This is a genomic window from Rathayibacter sp. AY1H3 (genome assembly GCF_002932015.1).
This window is the reverse complement of record NZ_PSUU01000001.1, coordinates 172300-190434: the sequence shown is the minus strand read 5'-3', so window position 1 is coordinate 190434 and position 18135 is coordinate 172300. Positions and strand designations below refer to the sequence as shown.

Below are 18135 nucleotides of genomic sequence, written 5' to 3'. Positions count from 1 at the left end.
CCGGCGCGGTTCGACGCCCCGAACCGCGCCGACCGGCCCGGCCAGTGGCTATCGTGAGACGGGGGCCAGCCCCGCGCCACGACCGGAGGGGGCCAGAGCGTGCCGATGATCCGCAGCGCCCGCGAGCGCGATCGGCTGCTGCGCCACTCCGCCTGCGGGATCGGCCTGCTCACGGAGGCGGGGGCGCTCGGCATGGCCCTCATCCCCGGGACACTCCAGCCCGCCGCCGTGCCGTTCGCCGTCGCGCTGCTCCTGGGCATGATGGCCGCCCACGTCGAGCTCGCACGGACGGGGCGCCGCAGCCGAGTGATCGCCGTCGCCGTCGGCGGCCTGCTGCTGGGCTGGGGCCTCGCGCTGGGGCTCGCTCCGGGCGCCGACTTCGCCGGGTTCGTCCTGGTCAACACCGCGAACGCCGTGACCGCGAGCATCGCCGTGGTCGTGACGACGTCCGCGCGCCGACTGCTCCTGCTGCTGCCGGTGCTCCTCCCGAGCCTCATCCCGTCGGTGCTCGTCTCGAGCGGCACCATGATCCCCACCGTGGTCGTCCAGAGCCTGCTGCCCTGGGGCACGCTCTGCGGCTTCGCCCTCTGGATCGGCACAGCGGTCCCGCGGGTGGTGCGGCGGATCGACAGCATCGGCAACGCCCACCGCGTGGAGCGCCTCGCCAGCGAGACGGAGGCGCAGCGCCGGCAGGGCGCGCGGCTCCTGCACGACACTGTGCTGGCCACCCTCACGCTCCTCGCGCACTCGGGCCGCGGAGTGTCGGTCGACGCGCTCCGGCAGCAGGCGGCGCAGGACGCGCAGCTCCTGCGCCAGCTCCGGCTCGGCGGGACCCCCACCCCGAGCGCGTCCGGCTCCTACCAGCTGACCAGCGTCACCTCCGCCCCCGCGGCCAACACCCTCGAGACCGTCCGCAACCGCTTCGGCCGGATGGGGCTCGACGTGATCTGGCACGGCTCCGGCCAGGTGGCGCTCACCGGCGCGGCCCTCGACTCCTTCGTGCTCGCCCTGGCGGAGTGCCTCGAGAACGTGCGCCGCCACTCCGGCGTCGCCTCGGCCGACGTGACGATCACCGAGGACGAGACGACCGTCCGCGCGATGGTCACGGACGCGGGCGCGGGCTTCGACATCGCGACCGTCCCCGACACGAAGCTCGGCTTCAAGGAGTCGGTGATCGCCCGGCTCGGCGACGTCGGCGGCCGCACCAGACTGTTCAGCGCCCCCGGATCGGGGACGACCGTGGTGCTGGAGGTCCCCAAGTGAGCCCCGCGCCGGAGTCGCGGGCCCCGCTGCTGGGACGCGTGCCCGCGACGCACGGCCGCTCCTCCCGGTCCGCCCGCTCGGTCCGCCGCCAGCAGGAGGGGCTCGGCACCAACTACCTCGGCAGCGGCCTCAACGGCATCGCCGCCGCGATCCTCGCCTACGAGCTGCTGATCTTCCTCTCGACCTCCGCCCGCTACAGCGACCTCGCACCCGCGGCGATCGCCTGGGTCCTCGTCGTCCTGGCCTTCGGGTCCACCGTCCTCGCGATCCACCTCGGCGGACGCCGCCTGCCGCTCCCGGTCTACCTCTGCTTCCTCGTCGCCGTCGGAGCCGCCGTCGTGCTCGACCTGGTGGCCGTGACCGACTCCGGCGCGGCCCGCACCGTCCCCACCGCCGCGGTCGCGGGCGCCGTCGCGCACGCCGCGCTGATCGTCCACCGGCGCGGGATCGAGATCCTCGCGGTGAGCGCCCTCGTCGCGATCGCCGAGGTGATCGCGTTCCTCTCGATGGAGTCGGGCGGCGCAGGCGCGCTCTCGGTGCGCATCAGCGCCCTCGTGGTGACGATCGCGCCGGCCGTCGTCGTGGTCGTGATGATGCGCGGATTCCGCCGGATGGTCCAGCTCGAGATCGACCGCGCCCTCGTGCAGAGCACCACGCTCGGCCCGCGCTACGCGGTCGGGATGCTCGCCTCGGAGGAGCTCGCACGGCTCGACCTCGCCGCCGAGCGCCTCCTCGCCGAGGTGGGCGACGGCTCGGTCCGCCTGCCCCTCGACGCCCAGCGCGCCGCCCACGCGACCTCGCTCGCCACCCAGCTCCGCCTCCACCTCATCGAGGGGCGGCGCGAGACCTGGCTGCACCATGCCGTGCTCGAGTCCGAGCTGCTCGCGCCGCTCGTCGAGCTCGACGACCCGGACGGCACCGCCGGACTCCTCGGGCACCAGCAGCGCGACGGGCTCCTCTCGGCGATCTGGCTGATGGCCGACAGCGCGACCGGACTCGCCGTGGTCCTCCACGTCGAGTCGGGCAGCCCCCGCGATCCCGGAGCCGGGACGGCCGCCCGAGGACTGCTCGTGCCGATCACGCTCCGCTCCTCAGGCGCGCCCTTGCGCGGCGTCGATCCTGCGACGTGGGAGGCTATCGCTCAGGTCGGCGTCTTCCGCGACACCTCACGCGACGGGGAGCTCCGGATCGAGATCGACTGCCTGGTCGAGAATCCCGCCGACCGGTGAGCAGCCGCCGAGAGACCGCCGACGACCGCCGACCGAAGGACACCGATGACACCCACCGCTGACGCGAAGATCACTCTCGCGGTCGTGGACGACCACAAGATGCTCCTCGGAGCGCTCACGGAGTGGATCCGCGGAGCCGCCTCCGACATCCAGCTGGTGGCCGCGGTCGCCTCCTGGCCCGAGCTGCTCACGCACCCCGAGTTCCCCGTCGACGTCGTGCTCCTCGACCTCGACCTCAAGGACAACATCCCGATCTCGGTGAAGCTCTCGACCCTCAAGACCACCGGGGTGAAGACCGTGCTGATGAGCACCTACTCCGAGCCCGCCGTGGTCCGCGAGGCACTCGCCTCCGGAGCCCTCGGCTACCTCGTGAAGACCGAGGACGCGGACATGATCGTCGAGGCGATCCGCGCGGCCAAGGACGGCCACTCCTACATCTCGCACGAGCTCGACATGGCGCTCTCCACCGGCGACTCCGACGGAGCGCCGAAGCTCAGCGCGCAGGAGCGCCGCGTGATGGCCCTCTACGGCGGCGGCGAGCCGGTCAAGTCGGTCGCGTTCGAGCTGGGCATCTCGGAGGAGACGGCGAAGTCGTACCTCAAGCGGATCCGCGAGAAGTACCGCGTCGTCGGCATCGACGTCGGCACGAAAGTGGCGCTCCGCAAGCGCGCCATCCACGACGGGATCCTCATCGAGACGGACTGAGTCCTCTTCCGTGGCGGTCCCTGCCCACCACGGCGCGGTCGGCTTCACGACGTGGTGCGTTCCGCGGAGCGAGGTGCGTCGCCCGGCATCGATCCGCTGGCACGCGCATCGCTGTCGGCGGGCTCCACGAGGGCGCGGCGGTCCCCGCCCGCCGCGGCGCGGTCGACTTCAGGACGCGGCGCGCTCCGCGGAGCGAGGTGCGTCGCCCGGCATCGATCCGCTGGCACGCGCATCGCTGTCGGCGGGCTCCACGAGGGCGCGGCGGTCCCCGCCCGCCGCGGCGCGGTCGACTTCAGGACGCGGCGCGCTCCGCGGAGCGAGGTGCGTCGCCCGGCATCGATCCGCTGACACGCGGATCACTGTCGGCGGGCTCCACGAAGGCGCGGCGGTCCCCGCCCGCCGCGGCGCGGTCGACTTCACGACGTAGTGCGTTCCGCAGAGCGGGGCGCGTCGCCCGGCATCGATCCGCTGACACGCGGATCACTGTCGGCGGGCTCCACCTCGTCGAGCGGCGGCCACCTGCTCCTGCGATCGAGCAGGGCGGGCGTGCCCGAGTCGTGCCGGTCAAGTAGCCGCGGGACGCGGCCTATCGAGAACCGCCAGGCACGGACAACGGGTCGCTGCTGGTCGAGAGGCCGCGGGACGCGGGGCATCGAGACCCACCGGACCGGGACTGCGAGTGCTCCTGCGGGCCCGCGTCAGGGGGCCAGGACGGCGACCGTCATGCCGGGCGTCGCGGCGGGGGCGTCCATCGCGGCGAGAGCGGCGGGCAGGTCCTCGAAGGCGATGGTGCGGCCGACGGAGTCGGCGGGGCGCAGACGGCCGGCGACGACGTCGTCGAGGAGGGCCGTGTAGCCGCTCCGGGCGATGCCGTGGCTGCCCAGCAGCTCCAGCTCCTGGGCGATGACCCGGCCGAGCGGGATCGCCGGTGCGGCGTCGGGCCCGAGGAGCAGACCCACCTGCACGTGCCGGCCGCGCGGACGCAGGGCGGCGATCGACGCCTCCGCGGTGACCCTGCTGCCGACGGCGTCGACCGCCAGATGCGCCCCTCCTCCGGTCGCCGCCCGGATCGCCTCGGCGGCACCCTCGCCTCCGGGGACGGTCACCGCCCCGAGCGCGGCCGCGGCCTCCCGCGCCGGGGCGGAGACGTCCGACGCCACCACGCGGGCCCCGGCCGCGAGCGCGACGATCACCGCGGAGAGGCCGACTCCGCCGCAGCCCAGCACCGCGACCCACTCCCCCGGGGCGACCCGGCCGCGCTCGTGCAGGGCGTGGTACGCGGTCCCGAAGCGGCAGCCGAGACCGGCCGCCTCGACGAAGCCGACGGAGTCGGGCAGGCGCACCAGGTTCAGGTCCGCACCCGGCACGGCCACCGCCTCGGCGAACGACCCGTCGAGGGTGAATCCCGGCTGCTGCTGGCGGAGGCACACCTGCGTCGCCCCCTCCCGGCACTGCTCGCAGTCGCCGCAGGCGAACACGAACGGCGCCGTGACCCGGTCACCGACCGCGAAGAGCGACACCTGGGCTCCCGTCGCGATCACCGTCCCGGCGAACTCGTGCCCGGGGATCTGCGGCAGGACGACCGAGTCGTCGTGCCCCTTCCACGCGTGCCAGTCGCTCCGGCACACCCCGGTCGCCGCGACGCGGACGACGACGCCGTCGACGGGGCAGACGGGCTCCGGGACCTCGACGATCAGGGGGAGGGCGGAGAAGGACGAGTAGCTCACGGCGCGCATGCCGAGAGTCTTCCAGAGGCCCTGGCCGCGCTCTGCTTACAGCGCGTCGACCGGGATGCCGCCGGTGCCCGGCTGGGCGGGCTCGCGGTGGACCGGGTAGACCGTGCCCCGGGCGCGGTCGATCGCGATGCTGCCGAAGGCGAGCACGATTCCGGCCGCGGTCAGGCCCACGCCGACCCAGATGGGCGACAGGTAGCCCAGTCCGGCGGCGATCGTCAGGCCGCCGAGCGCGGCACCCACCGAGTTGCCGATGTTGAGGGCGGAGTGGTTGAGCGCGGCCGCGATCGTCTGGCTGTCGCGCGCCACGTCCATCAGCCGGGTCTGGATCGCGGGCGACGCGGCCGCCGAGAAGCCCGCCGAGAGGAACGCGAACACCACCAGCCCGACGACAGAGCAGGCCGACAGCGCGAGCCCCATCAGCAAGACGCCGACGCCGGCGAAGAACACCACCAGCGCCCGCCGCACGTCGCGGTCGGCGGCCCAGCCGCCGACGAGGTTGCCGACGGTCATCCCGAGGCCGATGACGACCAGGATCCACGGGACCGCGCCGAGCGGCAGGCCCGTCACCTCGGTCGCGAGCGGCGAGATGTAGCTGTACATCGCGAAGAGTCCGCCGAAGCCGATGGCGCCGACGAGCAGGGTCATCCAGACCTGCAGGCGCCCGAACGCCCGCAGCTCGTTGCGGACGGTCGCCGCCGGATTCCCGGGTTGCGCGGGCACCAGCAGCTGGACGGCCACGACGGTCAGCGCGAAGAGCACCGCGACCACGAGGTAGGCGCTGCGCCAGCCGGCCACCTGCCCGACCCAGGTGATCGCGGGCACGCCGATGACGTTCGCGATCGTGAGCCCGGAGAGGACGAACGCGACTCCCTTGCCGCGCTTGCCGGGACCCATCAGGTCGGCGGCGACCAGGGAGGCGATGCCGAAGTAGGCGCCGTGCGGAAGCGCGGCGACGAAGCGCGCGGCGAGGACGAGCGGGAAGCTCGGGAGCAGCGCCGAGCCGATCGTCCCGACGGTGAAGGCGACGAGGAGGGTCAGGAGGAGCCTCTTGCGCGGCCAGCGCGCCGCTGCGGCGGCGATGGTGGGGGCGCCGACCACGACACCGAGCGCGTATGCCGAGATCAGCATCCCCGCCTGCGAGACGGCCTGCTCCTGGCTCGCGGCCCAGACCCCGGGGAGGAGGTCGGCGGCGAGCTGCGGGAGGAGCCCCATCGCGACGAACTCGGTCGAGCCGATGCCGAAGCCCCCCATCGCGAGGGCGAGCAGGGCGAGGCGGGTCCGAGCGGGCGAGAGCGTCACCGGTCAAGGCTACTCAGGATCGGACGGATGTCGAATCGATTCGAGCACGCCCGGACACGAGAGGTCGTGGCGGGGACCCGCTACTCCCCCAGCGCGTCGTTCAGCCGGGCGATCTTGCCGTCGATCTCGCCCGAGTAGCCGGGGCGGATGTCCGCCTTCAGGACGAGCGACACGCGCGTCCCGAACGCTCCGACGGCCTCCGTCGCGCGCTTGACGACGTCGAAGACCTCGTCCCACTCCCCCTCGATCTCGGTGAACATCGAGGTCGTCCGCGACGGCAGGCCGCTCTCGCGGACGATGCGGACGGCGGCGGCGACGGCGTCATGGACGGACGCGTCGGGCGCCTCGCCCCCGGACGGTGCGACCGAGAATGCGACGAGCATGGGTGCCTCCTTGACTGCGCGCACCGCGTGCCGGCCCCGCGCCCTCCGAGCCTACGAGCCCTGGGGCGCCAGGCGGGTCTCGCCGGTCAGCGACGACGCGGAAGTCGTGGCGCCGGGTGCGACGACCCGCGCCGTCCCCATCCTCCACAGCTCGCGCAGCAGCCAGCCGAGCAGCACCACGAGGAGGATGTTCCGCACGGTCAGCACGAGCACCATCCACCAGTGCGACCAGAGGAGGAAGAGGTAGAGGTACGGGTAGACCACCTGGGTCAGAGCCGCAGTGACGAGCGTCAGCTTCGCGGGCCGGTCGAACGCGCCGTCGCGGCACGCGATCAGCCCGGCGATCACCGGCGGCGCGAGCCAGACGATGTACTGCGGCGAGAGCACCTTGTTGGTGTCGATGAACACGACCACGAAGGTCAGCGCGAGCAGCGGGAACAACCTGGCGGGGTCGGCCCGGCGGGCGAGAGCACGGGCACCCAGCAGGGCCACGCCGAGCATGGCCAGAGCGAGCAGCGGGGTCATCAGGCTCGCCGCGAACTCGGTGCCGGGCCCGTGCATCTCGAAGGTGTTGATGTCGGCGGCGTAGTAGACGTAGCTCCCCGATCCCGGGAGTACCGACAGCCACATCCAGGGAGTGCTCACGACGGCCTCGATCTGGAGGCCCCGATCGGTCTGGTCGGTGACGAAGCTGAAGACCTGGTCCCCGCCGCCGACGAGGACGACCGCGAGCACGATGATCACGGAGGCGACCGCGGGGACGAGGATCATCCGCAGCCGTCCGCGCAGGACCAGCACGGCAGCGGCGAGGATCGCGGCCGGCCACACCTTGATCCAGGTAGCCACGGTCAGCAGCAGCGCCGCGACGCCCGGACGGGTCGCCGCCCAGAGCATCCCGGCGATGGCCGGCGGCGCGGTGAAGGCGTCGATGCGGCCGATGGCGATCGGCCCGAGGAGGACGAGGAACAGCAGCCACCAGCGCGCCGCCGCGAGGCGCGGTGCCGACCGGCCGCGCAGCAGCAGGGCGAAGGCGGCGGCGTCGGCGAGCGCGACGAGGACGAGCCACATCAGGTCGTAGCCCGCCGAGCCGAAGAGCCAGGAGGCGGCGATCGGGCCCCAGGCGAGGATCGGGTAGACCCAGCCCGTGTCGATCCCGGCGATGCCGCCGCCCTCGACGGCGGTCCTCATCCACTCCTTGTAGACGATGCTGACGTCGCCCATCGGCAGACCCGGAGCGAACAGCGCCAGGAGGGAGAGCACCACGTGCACCAGCGCGAAGGCGCCCCAGAGCACGGCGACGGAGTCGCGGTTCTCGCGCAGCCGGGCGAGGGGGCGGGAGGACGCTCGAGGAGGGGAGGACGGCACCGCGTCATTGTAGAGGGGCCGCTGAACGGGACCCTGGCAGCACCTGAGCCCGCCTGAGAGCGCCGCTCCCGCCGGGCATCGGTCCCCGGCGGCGTCGGTCGCCGCCGGGCGTCAGCAGACGGCGTCGCGACCCGACGAACTCAGTAGCCGGCGAACGCGTCGGTGCGGATCCGCTTCGCCCCGGCACCGCGCAGGGCGCCGCGGACCGAGTCGACGAACGACGGCGACCCGGAGACGTAGCCCACGCGGCGGCCGGCGTCCGGCACCGCGTCCGCGAGCAGCTCGGCGGTCAGTCGGCCTGTGACGTGCGACCACCGTGCGGGCAGGTCGGTCGGCGTCTCCTTCGAGCAGAGCACGACCCGGGCCCCCGACTCCTGCAGCAGGTCGCGGTACGCGACCTCGGCGAGGCTCGGCACGGCGACCACGACGACGACGTCCCGCCGCGGACCATCCGCGAGCGAGCGGAGCTGACTGGCGAACGGGGTGATCCCGATGCCGCCCGCCACAAGCAGCAGCGGCACGGTGGGATCGGCCGGCAGGACGAAGTCACCGCCGACGCTCGTCGCCCGGAGCGAGTCGCCGGGCTCCAGCGCGGCGAGGGCGCGCTTGAAGCTGCTCGCCTTCTCCGGCATCCGCAGGGCGATCGCGATCTCGCCGTCGGACGGAGCGGAGGAGACCGAGAAGGTGCGCCGGCTGCCCCGGCTGTCGGCGCGGTGCGGCAGGTCGAGCTCGAGCCACTGGCCCGGCTCGAAGGTCAGCGGCGAGCGGGAGCGGAAGCGGTACTCCGCGATGCCCGGCGCCAGCACGCGGGTAGAGGCGAGCTCGAGCGTGTGCCGCCGACGCTGGCGGAATGCGAAGGCGAACGCGAGGGCGTTGCCGACCACGAGGCCCAGCTCCGGAGTGGCGGAGACGACGCCGATGTGGAAGGGGACGCTCGCCACGAGCGCTGCGACGACCGCGATGATCAGCTGCTGCGAGCGGCGCGGCGCGAGCGTGAGCGGCTCCGTCAGCATGAAGGCGCCGGCGAAGACGAAGGGGTAGGCCGTGAGGACCAGAGCCGCCGCGGCGCCGAGGTCCTGGCCGTTCTGCACCGCCTGCTGCACGGAAACCCCGCCGGCGACGACGACGAAGACGGCGAAGACGGCGAAGCGGCGGACCCGCGCGACGATCAGGAGGGAACCCACGACGACGAACGGCCAGATCGCGCCACTGGCGATCCACCAGGCTCCGGCGTTGAGCCCGGTGAAGCCGATGATCAGCACGGCGACCGCGGCCGGGTTGAAGAGGTGGCGGCCCCGCCAGGCCAGGACGTACTTGGACGCGGCGGCGATCGCGCCGACGAGCGCGATCACGGCGAGCCCGCGAGGATCGGCCGTCGGGAAGAGCAGGCAGGCGATCAGCAGACCGGTGACGAGCGAGGACTCCAGGTGCGCGCGGCTGCGGAACAGCCGCGCGAGGACCGCGCTGACCAGGGCCGTCGAGGCGACGGCGACGAGCGTCGTGCCGAGGATCTCGAGCGGCGTCGAGAAGATCAGGCCGGCTGCGGCGTAGCCGACGGCGACGAGCAGGAGCGCGGCGAGCGTCATCCAGACCAGCCGGTAGGTGGTGACGCGGCCGAAGGCGCGGTCGAAGGCGCGGTCGAAGGTGCCGATCATCGGAAGACCTCTCCGGGGAAGGAAGACGAGTAGTGGAGGGTGCCGTCGCTGCGGACGCGGACGAACTCGAAGTCGAAGCGCTCGGCGAGGGCCTCGGGCGGACAGACGAACAGCGCGGTCGCGAGCCCGTCGGCGACGAGGGCCGTGTCGGCCACCGCCCAGGCGGCGACGATGCTCTCGACCGGAGCTCCGGTCCGCCCGTCGAGGACGTGGTGGAGGCCGCTACCCCAGGCGCGGCGGTTGCTCGCCGAGCCGCAGAGCGCGCGGTCGCCGGGCACCGCCACTCCCAGTGCGCTGCTCGGGTCCCACGGGTGCTCGAGGCCGACCCGGACGGGTCCGGCTCCGATGCCCCGGAGGTCGCCGCTCGCGTCGACGACGGCGGGCCCGACTCCGTCGAGCTCCTCGAGGACGAGGTCGACGAGCTGGCCCTTGCCCGCGGCGCCGACGTCGACGACGGTCCCGGGCTCGACCCGCAGTCCCGCCGCCCCGCGTCGGGCGGCGGCCCAGGAGGGAGCGGGGACGGCGGGTCCGCGCGGGACGAGGGTGTACGCGGAGTCGTAGCCGAGCTGCTCGAGAGAGCCGCCGACGAAGGGGGTGACCGCCCCGCCGGTCAGCTCGTCGAGCACGTCGTACAGTGCGAAGAGGTCGGCCGCCTCGTCGGGGAAGACGTGCTCGCCTCCGACCCGCAGCTGCGAGACGGCGGAGTCGTCACGGAACCGCGACCAGGTGCGGTCGTACTCCGCGATGCGCGCCTCGACCCGCGAGCGGTGGGAGGGCTCGAGCGGCTCGGCGGTGTCGATATGCCAGCCGGTGCCGATCGCGTCGAACCGCCACGCGTGGACGAGGACCGTCGGGGCGTCAGGCCGTGGCATCGGCCTTGATGGTCTCGACGGCGTCGTTGAAGCCGCCGGAGGTGAGGGAGGACCCCGACACCTTGGAGACCTTCAGCTCGTCGAGCTGCTTGCCGACGACCTCGCCCGCGATACCGCCCGCGAAGCGCGACTGGTACTGCTGGCCGGTGGGGTTCTCCGACTCCGGGGTCACGGTCACGTCGGTGACGACGCCGTCGGCGAGGGTCAGCGAGACGCCCACCTTCTCGTTCCCTCCGGGCGAGGTGTAGGCGCCCTCGGCCTCGTAGGTGCCGTCGGCGTAGCTGCTGCCGCTCGCGGCGGAGGACGCGGCGCCGGTCGCCTCGGGGGCGGAGCTGGTGGCGGTGCTCGGAGCGGTGGTGGTCGCCGCGTCGGCGGCGTCGCTCCCGGTCGTGGTGGTGCTGGAGCAGGCGGCGAGCGCGGCGAGGGTGCCGGCGCCGGCGAGGAGGGTCAGGGCGTAGCGGGCGGGAGTCGTGGTCTTCGCGGTCATGTCTGTTCTCCTGGTCAAGGCGGACGCGGCGGATCCGACGGTAGAGGTGCTCGCTTCGAGCACCCGATGAGGCGGCGGTGCGGAGCCGGTGAGCCGGGCCGCGGGCGTCGCTTCCTCCAGGACAACGGCGGCGGTCCCGGTTCGGTTCAGCGCTCGTCCAACGGGCGTGTCAGCGCAGGAGTGCGGCGACCACTCCGGGCAGGTGCTCCGCGATGTCGAGCGCGGCGATCGGGCCGCCGGCGGAGGCGCTCCGTCCGGCCTCCGCGTGCAGGACGGCGGCCGCGGCGGCCACGGGGGCGAGGTCCTCCGCGGTCAGAGTCGCCCCGGCCGCCTCGGCGTCCGCGGCCCGACCGGCGAGGAGTGCGCCGAGCACGCCGCCGAGGACCGCAGCGACGAGGAGCGGCGCACCCTGATCGAGCAGCTGCACTCGGGAGTCCCGGTGGTGCTCGACGCGGGCGCGCTCGACCTGATCGACGAGGCCGCAGGCCCGGTCGTCATCACGCCGCACTACCGCGAGCTCGCCGGAGTGCTCGGCCGAGCGGGTCTGGACGCGGACGCCGCGACGATCGCCGAGGCCCCGGGGGAGTGGGCGCGCCGGGCGGCGGACGGCCTCGGAGTCTGCGTGCTCCTCAAGGGCGGCACCACCCACGTCGTCGCGGGCGGCGTCGAGCTCGAGGTCTCCGGATCCACGCCCTGGCTGGCGACCGCGGGCAGCGGCGACGTCCTCGGCGGCGTGCTCGGCGCACTCCTCGCCGGTCGGGCCGCGGACGCCGAGGCGGCCGGGGCGACTCTGACCGCGGAGGACCTCGCCCCCGTGGCCGCCGCGGCCGCCGTCCTGCACGCGGAGGCCGGACGGAGCGCCTCCGCCGGCGGCCCGATCGCCGCGCTCGACATCGCGGAGCACCTGCCCGGAGTGGTCGCCGCACTCCTGCGCTGACACGCCCGTTGGACGAGCGCTGAACCGAACCGGGACCGCCGCCGTTGTCCTGGAGGAAGCGACGCCCGCGGCCCGGCTCACCGGCTCCGCACCGCCGCCTCATCGGGTGCTCGAAGCGAGCACCTCTACCGTCGGATCCGCCGCGTCCGCCTTGACCAGGAGAACAGACATGACCGCGAAGACCACGACTCCCGCCCGCTACGCCCTGACCCTCCTCGCCGGCGCCGGCACCCTCGCCGCGCTCGCCGCCTGCTCCAGCACCACCACGACCGGGAGCGACGCCGCCGACGCGGCGACCACCACCGCTCCGAGCACCGCCACCAGCTCCGCCCCCGAGGCGACCGGCGCCGCGTCCTCCGCCGCGAGCGGCAGCAGCTACGCCGACGGCACCTACGAGGCCGAGGGCGCCTACACCTCGCCCGGAGGGAACGAGAAGGTGGGCGTCTCGCTGACCCTCGCCGACGGCGTCGTCACCGACGTGACCGTGACCCCGGAGTCGGAGAACCCCACCGGCCAGCAGTACCAGTCGCGCTTCGCGGGCGGTATCGCGGGCGAGGTCGTCGGCAAGCAGCTCGACGAGCTGAAGGTCTCCAAGGTGTCGGGGTCCTCCCTCACCTCCGGCGGCTTCAACGACGCCGTCGAGACCATCAAGGCCGATGCCACGGCCTGACGCCCCGACGGTCCTCGGCCACGCGTGGCGGTTCGACGCGATCGGCACCGGCTGGCAGATCGACACCGCCGAGCCGCTCGAGCCCTCCCACCGCTCGCGGGTCGAGGCGCGCATCGCGGAGTACGACCGCACCTGGTCGCGGTTCCGTGACGACTCCGCCGTCTCGCAGCTGCGGGTCGGAGGCGAGCACGTCTTCCCCGACGAGGCGGCCGACCTCTTCGCACTGTACGACGTGCTCGACGAGCTGACCGGCGGGGCGGTCACCCCCTTCGTCGGCGGCTCTCTCGAGCAGCTCGGCTACGACTCCGCGTACACCCTCGTCCCGCGCGGACCCGCCGTCCCCGCTCCCTCCTGGGCCGCCGCCCGACGCGGGGCGGCGGGACTGCGGGTCGAGCCCGGGACCGTCGTCGACGTCGGCGCCGCGGGCAAGGGCCAGCTCGTCGACCTCGTCCTCGAGGAGCTCGACGGAGTCGGGCCCGCCGTCGTCGACGCGAGCGGCGACCTCCGGGGCATCGGAGCCGGACCCGTCCGGGTCGGCCTCGAGCACCCGTGGGACCCGAGCAGCGCACTGGGAGTGGCGGTGCCCGGCGACCGCGCGCTCTGCGGCTCGGCGAGCAACCGCCGCGCCTGGGGTAGCGGCCTCCACCACGTCCTCGACGGGCGGACCGGAGCTCCGGTCGAGAGCATCGTCGCCGCCTGGGCGGTGGCCGACACGGCCCTCGTCGCCGACGGGCTCGCGACCGCGCTGTTCGTCTGTCCGCCCGAGGCCCTCGCCGAGCGCTTCGACTTCGAGTTCGTCCGCGTCCGCAGCGACGGCACCCTCCACTACTCGTCTTCCTTCCCCGGAGAGGTCTTCCGATGATCGGCACCTTCGACCGCGCCTTCGACCGCGCCTTCGGCCGCGTCACCACCTACCGGCTGGTCTGGATGACGCTCGCCGCGCTCCTGCTCGTCGCCGTCGGCTACGCCGCAGCCGGCCTGATCTTCTCGACGCCGCTCGAGATCCTCGGCACGACGCTCGTCGCCGTCGCCTCGACGGCCCTGGTCAGCGCGGTCCTCGCGCGGCTGTTCCGCAGCCGCGCGCATCTGGATTCCTCGCTCGTAACGGGTCTGCTGATCGCCTACCTGTTCTTCTAGACGGCCGATCTTCGTGGGCTCGCTGTTATCGCGCTAGTCAGTGCGATCGCCACCGCGTCCAAGTACGTCCTGGCCTGGCGGGGCCGCCACCTCTTCAACCCGGCCGCGGTCGCCGTGCTGATCATCGGCTTCACCGGGCTCAACGCCGGAGCCTGGTGGATCGCCAGTGGCGCGATCTGGCCGTTCGTCGTCGTGGGTTCCCTCCTGATCGTCGCGCGGGTCCGCCGCTTCGCCGTCTTCGCCGTCTTCGTCGTCGTCGCCGGCGGGGTTTCCGTGCAGCAGGCGGTGCAGAACGGCCAGGACCTCGGCGCCGCGGCGGCTCTGGTCCTCACGGCCTACCCCTTCGTCTTCGCCGGCGCCTTCATGCTGACGGAGCCGCTCACGCTCGCGCCGCGCCGCTCGCAGCAGCTGATCATCGCGGTCGTCGCAGCGCTCGTGGCGAGCGTCCCCTTCCACATCGGCGTCGTCTCCGCCACTCCGGAGCTGGGCCTCGTGGTCGGCAACGCCCTCGCGTTCGCCTTCGCATTCCGCCAGCGTCGGCGGCACACGCTCGAGCTCGCCTCTACCCGCGTGCTGGCGCCGGGCATCGCGGAGTACCGCTTCCGCTCCCGCTCGCCGCTGACCTTCGAGCCGGGCCAGTGGCTCGAGCTCGACCTGCCGCACCGCGCCGACAGCCGGGGCAGCCGGCGCACCTTCTCGGTCTCCTCCGCTCCGTCCGACGGCGAGATCGCGATCGCCCTGCGGATGCCGGAGAAGGCGAGCAGCTTCAAGCGCGCCCTCGCCGCGCTGGAGCCCGGCGACTCGCTCCGGGCGACGAGCGTCGGCGGTGACTTCGTCCTGCCGGCCGATCCCACCGTGCCGCTGCTGCTTGTGGCGGGCGGCATCGGGATCACCCCGTTCGCCAGTCAGCTCCGCTCGCTCGCGGATGGTCCGCGGCGGGACGTCGTCGTCGTGGTCGCCGTGCCGAGCCTCGCCGAGGTCGCGTACCGCGACCTGCTGCAGGAGTCGGGGGCCCGGGTCGTGCTCTGCTCGAAGGAGACGCCGACCGACCTGCCCGCACGGTGGTCGCACGTCACAGGCCGACTGACCGCCGAGCTGCTCGCGGACGCGGTGCCGGACGCCGGCCGCCGCGTGGGCTACGTCTCCGGGTCGCCGTCGTTCGTCGACTCGGTCCGCGGCGCCCTGCGCGGTGCCGGGGCGAAGCGGATCCGCACCGACGCGTTCGCCGGCTACTGAGTTCGTCGGGTCGCGACGCCGTCTGCTGACGCCCGGCGGCGACCGACGCCGCCGGGGACCGATGCCCGGCGGGAGCGGCGCTCTCAGGCGGGCTCAGGTGCTGCCAGGGTCCCGTTCAGCGGCCCCTCTACAATGACGCGGTGCCGTCCTCCCCTCCTCGAGCGTCCTCCCGCCCCCTCGCCCGGCTGCGCGAGAACCGCGACTCCGTCGCCGTGCTCTGGGGCGCCTTCGCGCTGGTGCACGTGGTGCTCTCCCTCCTGGCGCTGTTCGCTCCGGGTCTGCCGATGGGCGACGTCAGCATCGTCTACAAGGAGTGGATGAGGACCGCCGTCGAGGGCGGCGGCATCGCCGGGATCGACACGGGCTGGGTCTACCCGATCCTCGCCTGGGGCCCGATCGCCGCCTCCTGGCTCTTCGGCTCGGCGGGCTACGACCTGATGTGGCTCGTCCTCGTCGCGCTCGCCGACGCCGCCGCCTTCGCCCTGCTGCTGCGCGGCCGGTCGGCACCGCGCCTCGCGGCGGCGCGCTGGTGGCTGCTGTTCCTCGTCCTCCTCGGGCCGATCGCCATCGGCCGCATCGACGCCTTCACCGCGCCGCCGGCCATCGCCGGGATGCTCTGGGCGGCGACCCGTCCGGGCGTCGCGGCGCTGCTGCTGACCGTGGCTACCTGGATCAAGGTGTGGCCGGCCGCGATCCTCGCCGCTGCCGTGCTGGTCCTGCGCGGACGGCTGCGGATGATCCTCGTCCCCGCGGTCGCCTCCGTGATCATCGTGCTCGCGGTCGTCCTCGTCGGCGGCGGGGACCAGGTCTTCAGCTTCGTCACCGACCAGACCGATCGGGGCCTCCAGATCGAGGCCGTCGTGAGCACTCCCTGGATGTGGCTGTCGGTACTCCCGGGATCGGGGAGCTACGTCTACTACGCCGCCGACATCAACACCTTCGAGATGCACGGGCCCGGCACCGAGTTCGCGGCGAGCCTGATGACCCCGCTGCTCGCTCTGGCCATGCTCGGCGTGGCCCTGCTGGGTGCCCGTGCTCTCGCCCGCCGGGCCGACCCCGCCAGGTTGTTCCCGCTGCTCGCGCTGACCTTCGTGGTCGTGTTCATCGACACCAACAAGGTGCTCTCGCCGCAGTACATCGTCTGGCTCGCGCCGCCGGTGATCGCCGGGCTGATCGCGTGCCGCGACGGCGCGTTCGACCGGCCCGCGAAGCTGACGCTCGTCACTGCGGCTCTGACCCAGGTGGTCTACCCGTACCTCTACCTCTTCCTCCTCTGGTCGCACTGGTGGATGGTGCTCGTGCTGACCGTGCGGAACATCCTCCTCGTGGTGCTGCTCGGCTGGCTGCTGCGCGAGCTGTGGAGGATGGGGACGGCGCGGGTCGTCGCACCCGGCGCCACGACTTCCGCGTCGTCGCTGACCGGCGAGACCCGCCTGGCGCCCCAGGGCTCGTAGGCTCGGAGGGCGCGGGGCCGGCACGCGGTGCGCGCAGTCAAGGAGGCACCCATGCTCGTCGCATTCTCGGTCGCACCGTCCGGGGGCGAGGCGCCCGACGCGTCCGTCCATGACGCCGTCGCCGCCGCCGTCCGCATCGTCCGCGAGAGCGGCCTGCCGTCGCGGACGACCTCGATGTTCACCGAGATCGAGGGGGAGTGGGACGAGGTCTTCGACGTCGTCAAGCGCGCGACGGAGGCCGTCGGAGCGTTCGGGACGCGCGTGTCGCTCGTCCTGAAGGCGGACATCCGCCCCGGCTACTCGGGCGAGATCGACGGCAAGATCGCCCGGCTGAACGACGCGCTGGGGGAGTAGCGGGTCCCCGCCACGACCTCTCGTGTCCGGGCGTGCTCGAATCGATTCGACATCCGTCCGATCCTGAGTAGCCTTGACCGGTGACGCTCTCGCCCGCTCGGACCCGCCTCGCCCTGCTCGCCCTCGCGATGGGGGGCTTCGGCATCGGCTCGACCGAGTTCGTCGCGATGGGGCTCCTCCCGCAGCTCGCCGCCGACCTCCTCCCCGGGGTCTGGGCCGCGAGCCAGGAGCAGGCCGTCTCGCAGGCGGGGATGCTGATCTCGGCATACGCGCTCGGTGTCGTGGTCGGCGCCCCCACCATCGCCGCCGCAGCGGCGCGCTGGCCGCGCAAGAGGCTCCTCCTGACCCTCCTCGTCGCCTTCACCGTCGGGACGATCGGCTCGGCGCTGCTCCCGAGCTTCCCGCTCGTCCTCGCCGCGCGCTTCGTCGCCGCGCTTCCGCACGGCGCCTACTTCGGCATCGCCTCCCTGGTCGCCGCCGACCTGATGGGTCCCGGCAAGCGCGGCAAGGGAGTCGCGTTCGTCCTCTCCGGGCTCACGATCGCGAACGTCATCGGCGTGCCCGCGATCACCTGGGTCGGGCAGGTGGCCGGCTGGCGCAGCGCCTACCTCGTGGTCGCGGTGCTCTTCGCGCTGACCGTCGTGGCCGTCCAGCTGCTGGTGCCCGCGCAACCCGGGAATCCGGCGGCGACCGTCCGCAACGAGCTGCGGGCGTTCGGGCGCCTGCAGGTCTGGATGACCCTGCTCGTCGGCGCCATCGGCTTCGGCGGACTCTTCGCGATGTACAGCTACATCTCGCCGCTCGCGACCGAGGTGACGGGCCTGCCGCTCGGCGCGGTCCCGTGGATCCTGGTCGTCATCGGCCTCGGGATGACCGTCGGCAACCTCGTCGGCGGCTGGGCCGCCGACCGCGACGTGCGGCGGGCGCTGGTGGTGTTCTTCGCCGGCGTCGGCGTCTCGCTGATCGGGCTCGCGCTGTCGGCCTCGTCGGTCGTCGGGCTGGTGGTGTTCGCGTTCCTCTCGGCGGGCTTCTCGGCGGCCGCGTCGCCCGCGATCCAGACCCGGCTGATGGACGTGGCGCGCGACAGCCAGACGATCGCGGCCGCGCTCAACCACTCCGCCCTCAACATCGGCAACTCGGTGGGTGCCGCGCTCGGCGGCCTGACGATCGCCGCCGGACTGGGCTACCTGTCGCCCATCTGGGTCGGCGTGGGCCTGACCGCGGCCGGAATCGTGCTCGCCTTCGGCAGCATCGCGATCGACCGCGCCCGGGGCACGGTCTACCCGGTCCACCGCGAGCCCGCCCAGCCGGGCACCGGCGGCATCCCGGTCGACGCGCTGTAAGCAGAGCGCG

General features: G+C 73.5%; 19 protein-coding genes. 11 read left to right on the top strand and 8 right to left on the bottom strand.

The features are described from left to right. Positions 1 to 105 precede the first annotated feature (105 nt). From C5C33_RS00875 to C5C33_RS00865, 3 genes are read left to right on the top strand one after another with little or no spacing between them, the layout of a single operon-like run. Positions 106 to 1263, top strand: a complete 1158-nt coding sequence (locus tag C5C33_RS00875) for a sensor histidine kinase (RefSeq protein ID WP_104224445.1) — start codon at positions 106 to 108, stop codon at positions 1261 to 1263. A gap of 38 nt (positions 1264 to 1301) precedes the next feature. Continuing rightward, a complete protein-coding gene (locus C5C33_RS00870) occupies positions 1302 to 2492 on the top strand; it encodes a hypothetical protein (RefSeq protein ID WP_146085725.1) in 1191 nt (396 codons plus the stop codon). 45 nt (positions 2493 to 2537) lie between these two features. Next, on the top strand, positions 2538 to 3197 hold the full coding sequence (locus tag C5C33_RS00865; protein WP_104224447.1) for a response regulator: 660 nt from the start codon (positions 2538 to 2540) through the stop codon (positions 3195 to 3197). Positions 3198 to 3895: 698 nt separating this feature from the next. Here the strand turns inward: C5C33_RS00865 and C5C33_RS00860 are convergent. The 8 genes from C5C33_RS00860 to C5C33_RS18855 form a co-directional block, all read right to left on the bottom strand. Next, the gene (locus tag C5C33_RS00860; RefSeq protein WP_104260172.1) at positions 3896 to 4933 is read right to left on the bottom strand and encodes an alcohol dehydrogenase catalytic domain-containing protein; all 1038 of its coding nucleotides are present in this window, start codon (positions 4931 to 4933) and stop codon (positions 3896 to 3898) included. Positions 4934 to 4969: 36 nt separating this feature from the next. Then, positions 4970 to 6184: an MFS transporter gene (locus C5C33_RS00855; protein WP_104260235.1), complete on the bottom strand. Its 1215-nt coding sequence runs from the start codon at positions 6182 to 6184 to the stop codon at positions 4970 to 4972. Between the two features lie 128 nt (positions 6185 to 6312). After that, positions 6313 to 6615, bottom strand: a complete 303-nt coding sequence (locus C5C33_RS00850) for a thiamine-binding protein (protein ID WP_104224449.1) — start codon at positions 6613 to 6615, stop codon at positions 6313 to 6315. A gap of 51 nt (positions 6616 to 6666) precedes the next feature. Beyond that, the gene (locus C5C33_RS00845; RefSeq protein WP_104225503.1) at positions 6667 to 7980 is read right to left on the bottom strand and encodes a glycosyltransferase 87 family protein; all 1314 of its coding nucleotides are present in this window, start codon (positions 7978 to 7980) and stop codon (positions 6667 to 6669) included. Between the two features lie 140 nt (positions 7981 to 8120). Next, on the bottom strand, positions 8121 to 9635 hold the full coding sequence (locus tag C5C33_RS00840) for an oxidoreductase (protein WP_104260171.1): 1515 nt from the start codon (positions 9633 to 9635) through the stop codon (positions 8121 to 8123). Further along, positions 9632 to 10507, bottom strand: coding sequence for an FAD:protein FMN transferase (locus C5C33_RS00835; protein WP_104260170.1), 876 nt, complete (start codon positions 10505 to 10507; stop codon positions 9632 to 9634). The genes C5C33_RS00840 and C5C33_RS00835 overlap by 4 nt, the downstream gene beginning before the upstream one ends. Then, a complete protein-coding gene (locus tag C5C33_RS00830; RefSeq protein ID WP_104224453.1) occupies positions 10494 to 10994 on the bottom strand; it encodes an FMN-binding protein in 501 nt (166 codons plus the stop codon). The genes C5C33_RS00835 and C5C33_RS00830 overlap by 14 nt, the downstream gene beginning before the upstream one ends. 169 nt (positions 10995 to 11163) lie before the next feature. Then, positions 11164 to 11421 (bottom strand): hypothetical protein, encoded by a 258-nt coding sequence (locus C5C33_RS18855; RefSeq protein ID WP_258066414.1) that lies wholly within the window; start codon positions 11419 to 11421, stop codon positions 11164 to 11166. A 12-nt stretch (positions 11422 to 11433) separates the two neighbouring features. On the opposite strand from C5C33_RS18855, the gene C5C33_RS00825 reads away from it, so the two are divergent. The 8 genes from C5C33_RS00825 (at position 11434) to C5C33_RS00790 (ending at position 18125) form a co-directional block, all read left to right on the top strand. Then, positions 11434 to 11931 (top strand): NAD(P)H-hydrate dehydratase, encoded by a 498-nt coding sequence (locus C5C33_RS00825; RefSeq protein WP_258069148.1) that lies wholly within the window; start codon positions 11434 to 11436, stop codon positions 11929 to 11931. A gap of 169 nt (positions 11932 to 12100) precedes the next feature. After that, positions 12101 to 12601 (top strand): FMN-binding protein, encoded by a 501-nt coding sequence (locus C5C33_RS00820; RefSeq protein WP_104224453.1) that lies wholly within the window; start codon positions 12101 to 12103, stop codon positions 12599 to 12601. Continuing rightward, positions 12588 to 13463 carry an FAD:protein FMN transferase gene (locus tag C5C33_RS00815; RefSeq protein ID WP_104260169.1) on the top strand — a complete coding sequence of 292 codons (876 nt, stop codon included), beginning with the start codon at positions 12588 to 12590 and terminating at the stop codon, positions 13461 to 13463. Before C5C33_RS00820 ends, C5C33_RS00815 begins: the two co-directional genes overlap by 14 nt. Further along, positions 13460 to 13738: a hypothetical protein gene (locus C5C33_RS00810; protein ID WP_104260168.1), complete on the top strand. Its 279-nt coding sequence runs from the start codon at positions 13460 to 13462 to the stop codon at positions 13736 to 13738. Before C5C33_RS00815 ends, C5C33_RS00810 begins: the two co-directional genes overlap by 4 nt. 114 nt (positions 13739 to 13852) lie before the next feature. Further along, complete coding sequence (locus C5C33_RS00805; RefSeq protein WP_104260167.1) at positions 13853 to 14974, top strand: ferredoxin--NADP reductase; 1122 nt, start codon at positions 13853 to 13855, stop codon at positions 14972 to 14974. A gap of 140 nt (positions 14975 to 15114) precedes the next feature. Further along, positions 15115 to 16428, top strand: a complete 1314-nt coding sequence (locus tag C5C33_RS00800) for a glycosyltransferase 87 family protein (RefSeq protein ID WP_104225503.1) — start codon at positions 15115 to 15117, stop codon at positions 16426 to 16428. 51 nt (positions 16429 to 16479) lie between these two features. After that, positions 16480 to 16782, top strand: a complete 303-nt coding sequence (locus tag C5C33_RS00795; RefSeq protein WP_104224449.1) for a thiamine-binding protein — start codon at positions 16480 to 16482, stop codon at positions 16780 to 16782. Positions 16783 to 16910: 128 nt separating this feature from the next. Beyond that, entirely contained in the window at positions 16911 to 18125 is a 1215-nt protein-coding gene (locus C5C33_RS00790) for an MFS transporter (protein WP_104260233.1), read from the top strand. Positions 18126 to 18135: the final 10 nt, after the last annotated feature.